This is a genomic window from Caballeronia sp. GACF4 (assembly GCF_023631025.1).
Taxonomy (GTDB): Bacteria; Pseudomonadota; Gammaproteobacteria; order Burkholderiales; family Burkholderiaceae; genus Caballeronia.
Genome location: NZ_JALQDW010000017.1, coordinates 36259 through 49013 on the forward strand (window position 1 = coordinate 36259; position 12755 = coordinate 49013).

14 protein-coding genes are annotated in these 12755 nt (G+C 62.1%); 6 read left to right on the forward strand and 8 right to left on the reverse strand.

What is annotated here, in order from left to right; genetic code table 11:
• Positions 1 to 6: 6 nt before the first annotated feature.
• Complete coding sequence (gene glgA / locus NCR40_RS14910; protein WP_250509835.1) at positions 7 to 1638, reverse strand: glycogen synthase GlgA; 1632 nt, start codon at positions 1636 to 1638, stop codon at positions 7 to 9.
• Between the two features lie 326 nt (positions 1639 to 1964).
• A complete protein-coding gene (locus NCR40_RS14915) occupies positions 1965 to 2618 on the reverse strand; it encodes a DUF1345 domain-containing protein (protein WP_244829153.1) in 654 nt (217 codons plus the stop codon).
• Between the two features lie 175 nt (positions 2619 to 2793).
• On the opposite strand from NCR40_RS14915, the gene NCR40_RS14920 reads away from it, so the two are divergent.
• Positions 2794 to 3531, forward strand: coding sequence for a metallophosphoesterase (locus tag NCR40_RS14920; protein ID WP_250466501.1), 738 nt, complete (start codon positions 2794 to 2796; stop codon positions 3529 to 3531).
• Between the two features lie 72 nt (positions 3532 to 3603).
• Entirely contained in the window at positions 3604 to 4932 is a 1329-nt protein-coding gene (locus NCR40_RS14925) for a DNA topoisomerase IB (RefSeq protein ID WP_250466502.1), read from the forward strand.
• A 4-nt stretch (positions 4933 to 4936) separates the two neighbouring features.
• Here the strand turns inward: NCR40_RS14925 and NCR40_RS14930 are convergent, their stop codons facing one another.
• The 3 genes from NCR40_RS14930 to NCR40_RS14940 all read right to left on the reverse strand — a co-directional run bounded on the left by NCR40_RS14930 (position 4937) and on the right by NCR40_RS14940 (position 6442).
• Entirely contained in the window at positions 4937 to 5668 is a 732-nt protein-coding gene (locus NCR40_RS14930; protein WP_370652224.1) for an RES family NAD+ phosphorylase, read from the reverse strand.
• Complete coding sequence (locus NCR40_RS14935) at positions 5668 to 6105, reverse strand: MbcA/ParS/Xre antitoxin family protein (protein WP_250466503.1); 438 nt, start codon at positions 6103 to 6105, stop codon at positions 5668 to 5670. Before NCR40_RS14935 ends, NCR40_RS14930 begins: the two co-directional genes overlap by 1 nt.
• A 67-nt stretch (positions 6106 to 6172) precedes the next feature.
• Positions 6173 to 6442 carry a DUF2866 domain-containing protein gene (locus tag NCR40_RS14940; protein WP_244829158.1) on the reverse strand — a complete coding sequence of 90 codons (270 nt, stop codon included), beginning with the start codon at positions 6440 to 6442 and terminating at the stop codon, positions 6173 to 6175.
• A 274-nt stretch (positions 6443 to 6716) separates the two neighbouring features.
• Here NCR40_RS14940 and NCR40_RS14945 point away from each other — a divergent pair, with 274 nt between their 5' ends.
• Positions 6717 to 6941 carry a hypothetical protein gene (locus NCR40_RS14945; protein WP_250466504.1) on the forward strand — a complete coding sequence of 75 codons (225 nt, stop codon included), beginning with the start codon at positions 6717 to 6719 and terminating at the stop codon, positions 6939 to 6941.
• 17 nt (positions 6942 to 6958) lie between these two features.
• Entirely contained in the window at positions 6959 to 7294 is a 336-nt protein-coding gene (locus NCR40_RS14950; protein ID WP_250466505.1) for a hypothetical protein, read from the forward strand.
• A gap of 125 nt (positions 7295 to 7419) precedes the next feature.
• Here the strand turns inward: NCR40_RS14950 and NCR40_RS14955 are convergent, their stop codons facing one another.
• Positions 7420 to 7578 (reverse strand): DUF3309 family protein, encoded by a 159-nt coding sequence (locus tag NCR40_RS14955; RefSeq protein WP_244829161.1) that lies wholly within the window; start codon positions 7576 to 7578, stop codon positions 7420 to 7422.
• A gap of 325 nt (positions 7579 to 7903) precedes the next feature.
• Positions 7904 to 9490 carry an inorganic phosphate transporter gene (locus tag NCR40_RS14960; RefSeq protein ID WP_244829162.1) on the reverse strand — a complete coding sequence of 529 codons (1587 nt, stop codon included), beginning with the start codon at positions 9488 to 9490 and terminating at the stop codon, positions 7904 to 7906.
• Between the two features lie 194 nt (positions 9491 to 9684).
• Here NCR40_RS14960 and NCR40_RS14965 point away from each other — a divergent pair, with 194 nt between their 5' ends.
• Positions 9685 to 10509, forward strand: coding sequence for a TOBE domain-containing protein (locus NCR40_RS14965; RefSeq protein WP_250493128.1), 825 nt, complete (start codon positions 9685 to 9687; stop codon positions 10507 to 10509).
• A 34-nt stretch (positions 10510 to 10543) separates the two neighbouring features.
• Here the strand turns inward: NCR40_RS14965 and NCR40_RS14970 are convergent, their stop codons facing one another.
• Positions 10544 to 11233: a phosphatase PAP2 family protein gene (locus tag NCR40_RS14970; RefSeq protein ID WP_244829164.1), complete on the reverse strand. Its 690-nt coding sequence runs from the start codon at positions 11231 to 11233 to the stop codon at positions 10544 to 10546.
• A 335-nt stretch (positions 11234 to 11568) separates the two neighbouring features.
• Here NCR40_RS14970 and NCR40_RS14975 point away from each other — a divergent pair, with 335 nt between their 5' ends.
• Positions 11569 to 12738: an extracellular catalytic domain type 1 short-chain-length polyhydroxyalkanoate depolymerase gene (locus tag NCR40_RS14975; protein ID WP_250509836.1), complete on the forward strand. Its 1170-nt coding sequence runs from the start codon at positions 11569 to 11571 to the stop codon at positions 12736 to 12738.
• The last annotated feature ends 17 nt before the right edge of the window (positions 12739 to 12755 follow it).

Here is a 12755-nt window from a genome sequence, read left to right on the forward strand (position 1 = left end):
TTGGGCTCAGGCAGTGCGCGCGACGAGGCGCTCGGCTGTCTCGAGAATGGCCGGATGCGCGGCTTGCGAAGCGGCATCGGCAATACGGCGGGTACGCAAGGCGGTCTTGCTCGGCTTGAGGCCGCTGAGATCGACATAGAGTGCAACCATCTTCGCCACGGCTTCGCGCCAGCCGAAGTCGCACGACATGGCGTTGCGCTGAAGTTCGCGCCAGGTCTGCGGGCGCATGTAGGCGTCGATGGCGCGGCTCGCGGCCTGCACGACATCGTCCGCGGATTCGCCTTCGAAGAGAAAGCCCGTTGGCGCCGCCGACGTTTCCTCGATGGCGATCGGCGTGTCGTATGTGCCGTCGCGCAGATAGACGGTTTCGCGCACGGCGGCTTCGGCGGCGTCGACGATGGTATCCGCCAGACCGCCCACGCGCGACGCGACGGGCAGGGTGCCATAGCGCATCGCGTAAAGTTGCGTGAGGCCGCAAGGCTCGAAGCGGCTGCCATGCAGGAGAATGTCCGCGCCCGCGTGCAGTGCATGCGCGCGCCGCTCGTCATAGCCGATCCGCACGCCCACGCGATCGGGAAACTCTTGCGCAAGCCGCCTGAAACCTTTCTCGATGTGCGATTCGCCCTTGCCGATCACCGCGAGTTGCAGACGCGGATGCTTTTCGAGCAGACGCGGCAGTGCGTCGAGCACGACATCGGCGAGCTTTTGACCGGTCATGCGGCTGCCGATTGCCATCAGCGGCGCGAACGGATCGACCGGCAGGCCGAACATGCGCTGCAAGGTCCGCTTGCAAGCGTGCTTGCCGCGCATATCGTCGAAGGAATAGTTGCGCTCGATCAGCGGATCGCTAGCCGGATTCCACGTCTCTTCGTCGATGCCGTTCACCACGCCCGACAGCTTGTCCTTACAGCTTTGCAGCACGCCTTCCATCAGATGGCCGAAGCGCGGCGTCAGAATTTCGCGCGCGTAGGTTTCGCTGACGGTCGTCACTTTGTCGCTATGGACGATGCCGGCTTTCATCAAACTGAGCGCGCCATAGAACTCGATGCTTTGCGGATCGGTCAACGCATTTGCCAGCCACTTTTGCGGCACGCCGAGCGACGCACCAAGCGAGAGCGCGTAATTGCCCTGGAATGCCAGATTGTGGATCGTGAATACGCTTTTCGCGTGCACGCCCGCATCTTTCATCAAGAGCGGCGTGAGGCCGGTGTGCCAGTCGTGCGCATGAACGATATCGGGCTTTTTCACGCCCTTGATACCCTGCGCGATACGCACGGCGGCGGCCGAAAGCGTCGCGAAGCGCACGGCGTTGTCGGGATAATCGCGGCCTTGCGCGTCCTGATACAGACCCGTGCGGGCGTAGAGCGCGTCGCAGCGCAGCATCAAAACCGGCACGCCGGTGTCGGGCATGCGGCCACGTATGAGCGTCGCGTCGCCACCAGGCAAGCCTGTGAGCACCGCGACGCGGACGAGATCGGTCGCCTGGGCGATGGCGTTTGGATAAGCGGGCAGGAGAATGGTGGCATCGACGCCGGCTTCACGCAGCGCGGCGGCGTAAGCGCTGACCATGTCGCCGAGACCGCCGGTTTTGGCGAGTGGCACGGCCTCGGAGGCGACCAGCAGAACGTTCAAGGGCAAAGTGGGCTCCAGTGCGGAAGTCGCGTGGCGATGGCCTCGCGCTCTTCGATGCCAGAGCGGGATACCGGGCCGCGCATTCGCGGTGCTGATCAGGGTTTCTATCTAATTCACTGGCGCAGTGCAGCAATCGCCGTGCCATGCGCGCACGAAACGTGTGCGTATGGCCACGATCATTTCCGCCTTTGTCGCGAATGAGCAGACTTGAAGGCGCCCGAAGCCCCGGATTTCGAGCCGTGTAAAAGTGACAGCGCCGCGCGCCGCGTTTTTACATGCGGCGTGCGGTCAGCTTATTTGGAAGGTGTGACAGTCGCGTTGCGCGGATGCGTTCAGCCGCCGACCATGCTCGCCGCGATATTGACCGAGAGGCCGAGCACCGCGAGATTGAAGAAGAACGAAAGCACCGATTGCGCGAGCGCTGTCTTGCGCGCGCTCTTCGAGCAGACGACGACATCGGAAGTCTGCGATGCCACCGCAATGGTGAAGGAGAAGTACAGCAAGTCCCAGTAGTCCGGCTTCAGATGCCGGTCGGGAAATCGGAGCGCGGGTTCGCCTTCGGTCGAGCGATAGTAGTGGCGTGCATAGTGCAGCGTGAACATCGTCGGGATGAGAAACCACGCGCCGAGCATGGTCGCGCCCGTCAGCAAATACTTCGGCAGCCCATGCGAGCCCATGCTCTTCGCGGCCGATAGTTCCACGACGATGGCAACCAGACTCGCCAGCGCCGCGACGCTCACGATCATCAGTACGGCGGCCGCGTTTTCGTCTTCGCGCTCGGCGAGTTGCTGCACGTTGCTCTGGTCCGCAGTCGCCATCTGTATCCAGATGAGCAGCAGATAAAGCCACACGGCCGTGTCCCAGCCAATCAGGACGCGCACGGTCGGCGTGACGTCGAGGGGAATCAGCGCGCTGACCGATATGCCGACCAGAAGGCCGATCAGCGCGCGCGGGCGGTTGCGCAAAACGGTTGGGAGAATGATCATTGTCTTTTTGCGTTGGCGTGAGCGCGGGCGACTTTCGCAGCGATTATTGCCGACGCGCCTTTCAGCCAGCCTTGGGTGACGCAGATTCCGGGAACCGGTATTCCAAGCGTCATTTGCGTGATGAAAGCGACCCACGCCGCACACGCCCCGTTTAACTGACGCTAAGATCGCTCGAATGAATGGTCCTACTTTACCTGCCGTTTGCCGGCACCCAGCCAACGAGACTGGCCGCGATTTCGTGGTCGGCGACCTGCACGGCTGCGTGGACGCGCTGCGCTATCTCCTGCGCGAGATAGGCTTCGACGGCGCCCGCGACCGGCTGTTCTCGGTCGGCGATCTGATCGATCGCGGCACGGATTCGCTCGCCGCCATCGACCTGATCGACAAGCCGTGGTTCTATCCGGTGATGGGCAATCACGAGGAATCGCTGATCGCGGTTGCGACCGGCACCATGCGCCGCGAGGCGTGGTATGCCATTGGCGGGGCGTGGGCGCAGACGCTCGGGCACGATCAGCTCGAAGCGCTCGCGATTCGTTTGGCGAGGCTGCCGCTCGTGCGAATAGTCGGCAGCGGCGCGCGGCGCTTCAACGTGCTGCACGCGGAATTTTTCGGCAGCGACGCCGATCTCGACACCGCCGATTTCTCCGACCAGGCGCGTACCGACATGCTTTGGGGCCGCGGCCTGGCGCTCGGTAGCGTGGACCCGGCGCGCCAGCGCGGACTCTCGCCCACGTACTGCGGACACACGCCGCAGCGCGTGGTCAAGCAAGTCGGCGCGCAGATCTTTATCGATACCGGCGCGTTCGCATCGGAAGGGCGGTTGACCATCGTCCAGCCGGGCACCGATGAACGCTGGTCGGTCAAAGAGCGCTGGGCCGCCTCCGAAGGCGCGCGGGAGCTGGCGCTGCCCTGATCGCGCACGTGCCCGAGGCACGCACGTTGCTCGATAGCCTGCCATCGACATGAGCAGACAAGCGAGGCAGACGTGGCGCGGATTGCGAAAAGTAATGAAGCAGGCGGCGGCGCGAGCGTCGCCGAAGTGCTTACGGGCAGCGGCGCGCAAGGCTGTCCCGAAGATCTGCCGCCCGGGCTTCGGTATGTGGACGATTCGCGTCGCGGCTACACGCGCGAATGGATCGACGGGAAATTCGCTTTCTTCAACACGCAGGGCAAGCGTATCGACGATGAAGCGGAGATCCGCCGCATCAACGCACTGGCCATTCCGCCCGCTTACATCGATGTCTGGATCTGTCCGGACGCGCACGGCCACTTGCAAGCCACCGGCCGCGATGCGCGCGGTCGCAAGCAATATCGCTATCACCCGCAATGGCGCGAAACGCGCGATGCCACCAAATACGAGCGCATGCTCGCGTTCAGCGCGGTGCTGCCCAAGCTGCGCGCCCGCGTCACGCGCGATCTTGCCCTCGACGGCATGCCGCGCGACAAGGTGCTCGCGACGGTCGTGCGCTTGCTCGATACGACGCTCGTGCGCGTTGGCAGCGAGGAATATGCGCGGGAAAACCAGTCGTATGGACTGACAACGCTGCTCAAGCGCCATTTGAAGGTGTCGTCGGGGACGTTGCGTTTCCGGTTTCGCGGAAAGAGCGGGATCGAGCACGACGTTTCCGTCAGCGATGCGCGCGTGGCCAAGATCGTGAAGCGCTGCATGGATTTGCCGGGGCAAGACCTTTTCCAATACCTCGATGCCGATGGCGAGCGCCACGCGGTGAGTTCATCCGATATCAACGATTATCTGCGCGAGATCACCGGCGCGGATTTCACGGCGAAGGACTATCGCACGTGGGCCGGCAGCGTGTTCGCGCTCGCGGCGCTGCGGCGGCTGCAATGGGAAACGGTGACGGAGGCGCGCAAGCACATCGTCGGGACCATCAAGGAAGTGTCGCAACTGCTGCGCAATACGCCGGCGGTGTGCCGCAAGTGCTATGTGCATCCGGCGGTGATCGAGGCGTTCGAAGCGGGCGAACTGGCGGAATCGATGCCGGCATCGCGTCGCCATGGCCTCAAGACCGACGAAGCTGCGCTTGCCATCTTCCTCGAAAAGGATGCGAAGCGTCGCGCCCGCGAAGCCGCGCGCAAAAACCGCAAAGGTACCGTTCCGAACGATGCGCGGCTGACCAACCTTCTCGCCGAATCGAGCAAAAAGGCGCGTGCGGGCGGCTTGAAGGCGAGCGGCAAGAGCGCGGCGGCGCAAGCGGTATCTACCGTGGCGCGCAAGACTCGGCCGAAAGCGGCGCGGCCGGCCGCGAAGAAGCTCGCGCGTACGCGGTCGCCGGCCGCCGTGGCGATGAGTTGATTCGCTAGCCCACTTGATTCAACTCGAACACATAGTCGACTGTCTCGCCGTTCCAGTTGTATTCCAGGTACGCCGCGTGATGACAGTCGCGCAGCATCGTGGTGTGCAGCGCGGCGAGACATTCGCCCTGCGTATCCCGCACGGACGGATACGCAATGCCCGGCACGCCCGCCGCCCGGATAGCGCGTCCGAGCGCCTTGCCGGGCGCATAGTCGTCGGGATCGAGGATGCGCGCGTCGAGTCCCGCTTCCGCGATGCGATTCCCACGCAGATCGACTACTTCGCCATGCGCGATCACCGTGTACAGGCGCATCTGCTGACGAAGCGGCGCTTCCTTGGTTGCTGCGAGAAATAGCCCCGAGTGATAGCGCGTCTCCGCGATAGCCGTTTGCCGTTCGCGTCCGCAATAGAACACGCCGTAGCTGCCGTCGGAAAAACGGCTGCCATTGGGGTTCAGATGCGTGAACGCGGCCATGATCGGCCCGCAGCCCGGCCCGAAGCAGCGCTCGTCGGGCGGAACGAGATCGAGATCGCCGACTTCGGTACGCAGGCGGTCGTTGGTCATCGCTTCCAGCGCGTAGAGCGCTTCGAAGTCTTCCGGACGCGCGACGCGATCGAACAGATTGACGGCGGGAAACCGCGTGGGTATTACCCGATACGCCGGCGACCAGTCTAGTTGGCCGTGCGGCCAGCGTGTGCGCCAGTCCGCGGCTTGAATCACATCCTTGTTTTCGATCACGCCCATCCGCCTCGCATTGCATCCAGATATTGCCGAACCGCCAGAAGGTCGCTGATATTGCCCGCCAGCATGCGAGCAAGCGCAGGTCTGCCGCCGAACGGCGGCGCGGTATTGGGGCGTTTGATCCAGGTATCGGCGGCGGCCGGCTCAGGAAGCAGAATCTGCAGCGCCTTGTAGATGCCGAGAATCAGCGAAAGGCGTTCGAGTGTGTCGCGCGTGAGCCGCGCCGAGTCGGGCGCATTCTTCCATTTGAAGAAGGTCGAGCGGCCCGGCGAGCCGAGCAAAACGATCTGCTCTTCGATGGATAGCGACCAGTCCCGCGCGATGTTCAAAAAAGCGCGCAGACCGGCAGCGGATAGCTCGCCCAAGCCGGGAGCCAGACGCGGCGGCGGAAGCCCACTCTCCGGCGAGGCGATGCGTGCAGCAGATGGCATAATCTTTGAGTCTCTAAAGGAACTTGAGACTCATAATAGTCCATTTCTGGATTAGTACAAGGCGTTTTTAGTCTTCGTCCGATGGACCGTAGCACCGGCCGGGCACGTGCGACCGTAGTGTTTCAGCCAATTCGGAGGCGGTGCAGTCGGCCGGAACCACCCGTCGCTGCACGCGCGGATCGCTTTTCAGCGACCATTCGATCGTCCGATACGCCGTTCCCCACGGCGGTTCGACCGGCTCCGACAGGCGGCATTCCTGAAGCTTGAGCGCGGACTGCTTGCGCATCGTCGATGCAATGTTGGCAAATGACTGACGCGCGGCGGTATTGGCGGGCATGGCACATTCCTCATCTGATCGGCTCGTCGCCTAACGGTTGAAGGCGGCGCTGGTTCGGGCGCGATTGGAGTTTGTGCGTCGAAAATTAAGCGCGGCTTAACGCGAATGCTTGTCGACATGCACGCGGCGAAATGCCGCCTTCAAACGTGAGAAACGGCAGCCGCGCGCCGGTCAAGCGATGTTTGGCATTTTTGCCACGCCGTGTGCGGAGTGTTTTGCATCCCGCCGGGTTACTGTATATTCGTACAGCTTGTCCGCAACAAGGAGTTTGCCGATGAACCCACGCAACGAGTCGCTCGAAGCCGCTGCGCTCGAACGTTTCATGCGCGCGACACGCGCCGTCAACGCGGCTTTCGACGCCACGCGCGTCGAACCGGACGACCAACAAGACGGCCAGTTCGCCGCCCGCGCGCTCGACCGACTGGACGCCGCGCTGCTGGAACTGGACACTTCCGAGCGGTCGCTCGACGCCATCCTCTCGCGCAGAGCGGATCACTAATTCACGGAGCGGACCTCTTGAAGCTCGCATTGCTTACCATCGCTGTCTTGCTCGGTTCATCTACGGCTATTGCTGCCGAGCGTTACACGGAAGTCTGGAATCCACCTGAGGTCCAGACCACGAAATCCAAGAACAAGGCGCGTGTGCCGACGCAGAACACCGCGCAGAGCACGGCGAAGAAGAAACGCAAAGGCGCCACGGCCGTCAAGCAGGTGGCGGATAAAGGCACGGTCGAATCGGCGGGTGCTGCGGCTGTTCCAAGCAGGCCGTCGGCGTCATCGTCATCGCGCAAGCCGGCAGAACCCGTGATTCCGCGCAAGATCGAACCAAACGGACAGGTCATGCGGGTTTGAAACGCGGGTTTAAGTCGCGGGTTTAAATCGATTCGCTACAAAAGCAAAGGGGCGCTCAACATTGGTTGAGCGCCCCTTTTGTTTTGCGGTCTGTCTCGAACGTTGTTTGCAAACCGTTCAGGCGGTTATATGCGACCCATGAGCAACAGCACGATGACCACGATCAGCACGATGCCCAAGATACCGCTCGGCCCGTAACCCCAGCTACGGCTGTGCGGCCACGACGGGATTGCGCCCACCAGCAGCAAGATCAGGATAATCAGCAGTATGGTTCCGATCGTCATTTTGTCTTCTCCTTATCGAAAGATCGCCTTGAACCGGCCCCGCCATGGTCTCCCACGCAGCGACACGTCGAGTGGCGGCTTTCGGCCGCCAGCCGGTCGGGTTGCGATCGACGAGTGGTGTTTAGCAATAGCTGTGCCGCAGCGGCTCAGGCTTATGGATAAAGGCTAGACGCGCAATCGAACGGTTGCGCGGTTAAAGCGGATTGTCGAAAAGGGAGTCGATGCAGATGGGGGTGGGCAAAACTTGCACGGCGCGGATCGGACTCTGCGCCGTGCAATTGCGTGGGATGCGGAAGGGATGCGAAACGGATGCGAAAACAAACGCTTAGAAGATACCGCGAAAGGCCCAGAAAAGTCCGCCCGCGAGGATGATCGACACCGGCAAGGTCAGCACCCAAGCCAGCGCGAGACTACGCACGGTGCGCCATTGAAGACCGGAGCCGTTCGCGGCCATCGTGCCCGCGACGCCCGACGACAGCACGTGTGTCGTGCTCACCGGCAAGCCGTAAACGTCGGCGGCGCCGATGGTCAGCATCGCGACCAGTTCCGCCGAAGCGCCTTGTCCATATGTCAGATGCGTCTTGCCGATACGCTCGCCCACCGTCACCACGATGCGCTTCCAGCCGACCATCGTGCCAAGCCCGAGCGCGACGGCCACCGCAACCTTCACCCAGGTCGGGATGAACTTGGTGGCGTGATCGATCTGCGCCTTGTAGTTGGTGAGCACGGCGGAATCGTCATTCGTGAAGGCCGGCGCTTTTTGCTTTTCCATCAGACGCAGCGCTTCCGATGCCACGTACATGTCGTTACGCACGTTGCGCACCGTTCCCTGCGGCAAATTGGCGATGGTTTCGCTTGGACGCACTTTCGCATCGATGGAATCGATCAGATTTTTCAGCGACGGAACCGTGTCCGGCGCAAGCGTCTTCGTCTGCACGTAATGCTCGACGGCGCCGCGTGAATCCGTGGCGGCAGGCTTGCCATCGGCGTAACGCTGCAGCACTTCGGATGCGTTGTGGCTAACCGAGAGGAAGGTCTGCGTTTCCTCGGCCGTGACGGCCTTGTTGAGCGCGTAGGCGGTCGGCACCGTGCCGATCAGAATCAGCATGATGAGGCCCATGCCTTTCTGGCCGTCGTTGGAGCCGTGCGCGAACGAAACGCCCGTGCAGGTGAGAATCAGCAGGCAGCGAATCCAGAAGGGCGGCGGCGTGTTCTTTTCCGGTTCCTTGTAGAGCGCGGGCACGCGCACGACCAGCTTCATCACGTAGAGCAAAAAGCCCGCGGCGATAAAGCCGACCAGCGGCGAAAGCAGCAGCGACTTGCCGACCGAGGTCGCTTGCGCCCAATCGACGCCCGACGTTCCGTTCGCGCCGTGCAGCATCTGGTTCATCAGCCCGACGCCGATCACGGAGCCGATCAGCGTATGCGAACTGGAAGACGGCAAGCCGAGCGCCCACGTGCCGAGGTTCCAGATGATCGCCGCGATCAGGAGCGCAAAGACCATCGCGAAGCCCTGCGAGCTCCCCACGCCGATGATCAATTCCACCGGCAGCAGTTGCAGGATACCGAAGGCCACCGCGCCGCTCGAGACCAGCACGCCGACGAAGTTCCACGCGCCGGACCAGACGACAGCCAGATTCGGCGTCAGCGAGTGCGTGTAGATGACGGTGGCGACGGCGTTCGCGGTATCGTGAAAGCCATTGACGAACTCAAAGCCGAGCGCGATCAAAAGCGCAATGCCAAGCAAGATGTACGGAAACGCTGACGATTCGCGCACGGGCGAGAGGTCTTCGAAAAGATGCGTGACGCAATAAACGGCGCCTGCCGCGATGGCGATCAGAAAGAGCAGCAGGGCGAGCCGTTGCCCGGTGGTGCGGCCCTGACGGCCAGTAGAAAGAGCAAAGTCGTTCATGTCGCGTCCTTGGCTTGAGCGGGGCTTGCGCGAATCGGTGAAAGCGCAATGCGCCATGTTTCACTCGCCGTGTGTCGATTTCGTGACTGCGAGAATGATTGGCATTCGTATGAATTGAAACGGCTTTCTGACCTATCGTTCGTGGCCGTGTATGCGCGCCGATATAATGCGCAACGCGATGCGGGAGGCAATCGATGAACGAAACAGCACCCTCCGCCACGGCCGATTCATTGGCAGTTGGTGGCGCTGTCTGGCTGCAAAGCGGCGACGCGACTCTTGGCGGCGCGGCGCGTATTGCGCTGCTCGCGGCGATTCGCGATAACGGATCGATCACGGCGGCGGCAAAGGCCGTCGGCATGAGCTACAAGGCGGCCTGGGATGCGGTCGACACCATGAACAATCTCGCTGGCGAGCCACTCGTGATTACCGCGAGCGGTGGGCGGGGCGGAGGCGGAACCACATTGACATCGGCGGCGCGGCGTCTCATCGAGACCTACCAAGCGGTCGAACGCGAACATCGCAAGTTTCTTCAACAAGCGGGCATGGCTATAGAAGGCTTCGCCCGCGACTGGCAACTCATAGGGAGACTAGGAATGAAAACGAGTGCACGCAATCAACTGGCGGGGAAAGTCACCAAAGTCACGCGCGGTGCGGTGAACGACGAAATCGAACTGGGCTTGCCGGGTGGACAGACGATCGTTGCCGTGGTTACGCACGAAAGCACCGAATCGCTCGGTCTCAAGGAAGGCAGCGAAGCGTTCGCGCTCATCAAGGCGTCGTGGGTCATGCTGATGGAAGACGCGCCCGCGAAGATTTCGGCACGCAATCAGTTGCGTGGCACGGTGGCGAGTGTGACGAAGGGCGCCGTGAACGCCGAAGTGACATTGACGCTGGACGACGCAACCACGGTGACCGCGATCATCACGAACCGCAGCGCCGATACACTTGGCCTCGCAGAAGGTCAGAAAGCTGTTGCAGTGATCAAGGCTTCCAGCGTGATCATTGGTGTGAACGACTGAGGCTTGCAGAGACTGCGGCTGCTCAGGCGGCCGCTCAAGCAACCGCGAACGGCACCGCCAGCGCCTCGGTCCGACGCGCTGGAATTCGATAGTTTTGCACTTTCCAGCGCGCCCGGATATACGGCCGCTCGTGGCCGGACAGTTCCAGCGCGATCTGCGTGATCCACTGCTGAGTAGGCACCGGCACGCCATGCAACGCGATCACGACCGCAGCCAGGCTCGCCGCGACCGGTCCCGGTGATAGCGTTTTCGCCGCTTGCGCCCGCCACGCGATGCACGCGAAAGCAACGGCCACCACTGCGCCAAGCAAACCTCCCGCGACCACTTCCGAGATCGAATGCGCGTTCAGCACGACACGCGACACGCCCACCATTACACCGATAACAAGTCCCAGCACGATCGCTGTGACGCGCAACGACGCGCGCATCGACAACGCGGCGACGAATAGCGCAACCGGCAGTACAGCCGTCGACATCAACGCATGACCGCTGATGCCGGTGAAATCCAGATCGCGCACGCCGATTCCCCAACCGATAAACGCGATCTTGCTCAACGCCACGAGTCCGCTGGCAACACCGAGCAACCCGAGCCACGCGCACGCGTATTTCCATCGGTAGCCGACGGCGAGCCACGCCGCAACCACGACCGCCAACGGCGCCATGACGCCGACGCTGCCAAAAGCGGTAACGAAAAACCAGGTTGAGGCTGATGGAACAAGGTTCATTGCAGAGCTTGGGAATAGAGGTTGCTGCAGTGCGACATGGAGCGTGCTTCTCGCACCGGCTGTCACGACTGCGTGGAGAAGACCTTGGAGTATACCTGCTGGGACAATCCCTAATTATGCGACTCGGCCGAAAAGATGATGTCAGTTACGTCGTGTAACTTCGGTTAAAAATTCTCTTTCGCCTTGATTGCCTTGCAATTCGTCCCGATATATGAGTTTTCGAGTCGCTCGAAACCATCTTTTTGATGTTATTGTGCGATGCACAACTGGGCACGTCTTGTCATCATCAAAACAGAGTGCCTTCTGATTCGCCTATTTGTAGAGGACCCAGCCAAATGTCGAAAAGCCTTACCAAGCTCTGGTTGCGCGGCTTGAGACGCCTGGTCGCCAGTCAAGTCGAACCCTTGCGTGTGCCGAAGTCGCGTCCCTCAACAAAGCCAGCCCGACCGAAAAGCGTCAAGACAAAGCTCAAGTCGGGCGCTGCTACCAAGGCAGCCACTGTGCGCAGTGGCTCAGGCGTTGGTGCGCAGCCGACGGCGCGGGAGTCGCGAGTTCGTCCGCGCGCGTCCGCTTGGGCTTTGGGAAAGTGGATGCGTTCCTATCATTCCGCGCCGCCGACGGGCGGACGCTTCGTCAACCATGTTTCGTACGCGCTGTACACGCCGCCGCAAGCCGAACTCGAACGCGCGCCGCTCGTCGTCATGTTGCATGGCTGTCAGCAGAATGCCGATGATTTTGCGCAAGGAACGCGCCTCAATCTTCTCGCCGACAAATTTGGTTTCGCCGTGCTGTATCCCGAACAGTCTAAGCATGATCATGCGCATCGATGCTGGCGCTGGTACGACGCGTCCGGCAATGGAGGCGGCGGCGAGGCGGCGTCGATCGTATCGCTGGTCAAGGCGGTCGTCGCCGAGCATGGTTTCGACGCCGAGCGCGTCTATCTCGCCGGCATGTCGGCGGGTGCTGGCATGTCCGCCTTGTTAGCGGTGCGATATCCGCAACTGTTCGCCGCTGTCGGCTTGCACTCTGGGGTAGTGTTCGGCGAGGCAAGTTCGGCAATCGGCGCGATGGATGTCATGCGTCGCGGCAGTCGCAACGACCCCGTCACGCTCGTCGATGCTGCCGTCGACACGCGCGAATATCCCGGAATGCCGGCGATCATCGTTCACGGCGAGCTGGATTCAGTCGTGTCGCCGTCCAACGCCGAACAATTGACGCAACAATTTTTGCGTCTCAACGGTTTCGTCGATGCCGCCGGTGCTCCGCGCGCAGGCGAATTGCGTGAAGAGAAGCAAGCGGACGGCGTCGTGCGCGACTACTTCAAGAATGGCCGACGCGTCGTCAAGAGCGTGGTCGTTCGCGGATTGGGCCACGCGTGGGCGGGCGGCGACGATACCGTGGCTTTCCATTCAGCCAAGGGTCCGGACTCGTCAGCCGTGATGTGGGAGTTCTTCAAACATCAACGCCGTTCCAGCGCGTCCGCGCGCGCGGCTTTCGTTGCTTAGAGCAGTCCGCGCGACAA

What these genes read in the sequence shown, in the direction of transcription:
- NCR40_RS14915 (WP_244829153.1), bottom strand. Translation starts at nt 2,618, where the DNA reads ATGATCATTCTCCCAACCGTTTTGCGCAACCGCCCGCGCGCGCTGATC.
- NCR40_RS14920 (WP_250466501.1), top strand. Translation starts at nt 2,794, where the DNA reads ATGAATGGTCCTACTTTACCTGCCGTTTGCCGGCACCCAGCCAACGAG.
- NCR40_RS14935 (WP_250466503.1), bottom strand. Translation starts at nt 6,105, where the DNA reads ATGCCATCTGCTGCACGCATCGCCTCGCCGGAGAGTGGGCTTCCGCCG.
- NCR40_RS14940 (WP_244829158.1), bottom strand. Translation starts at nt 6,442, where the DNA reads ATGCCCGCCAATACCGCCGCGCGTCAGTCATTTGCCAACATTGCATCG.
- NCR40_RS14945 (WP_250466504.1), top strand. Translation starts at nt 6,717, where the DNA reads ATGAACCCACGCAACGAGTCGCTCGAAGCCGCTGCGCTCGAACGTTTC.
- NCR40_RS14955 (WP_244829161.1), bottom strand. Translation starts at nt 7,578, where the DNA reads ATGACGATCGGAACCATACTGCTGATTATCCTGATCTTGCTGCTGGTG.
- NCR40_RS14960 (WP_244829162.1), bottom strand. Translation starts at nt 9,490, where the DNA reads ATGAACGACTTTGCTCTTTCTACTGGCCGTCAGGGCCGCACCACCGGG.
- NCR40_RS14965 (WP_250493128.1), top strand. Translation starts at nt 9,685, where the DNA reads ATGAACGAAACAGCACCCTCCGCCACGGCCGATTCATTGGCAGTTGGT.
- NCR40_RS14970 (WP_244829164.1), bottom strand. Translation starts at nt 11,233, where the DNA reads ATGAACCTTGTTCCATCAGCCTCAACCTGGTTTTTCGTTACCGCTTTT.
- NCR40_RS14975 (WP_250509836.1), top strand. Translation starts at nt 11,569, where the DNA reads ATGTCGAAAAGCCTTACCAAGCTCTGGTTGCGCGGCTTGAGACGCCTG.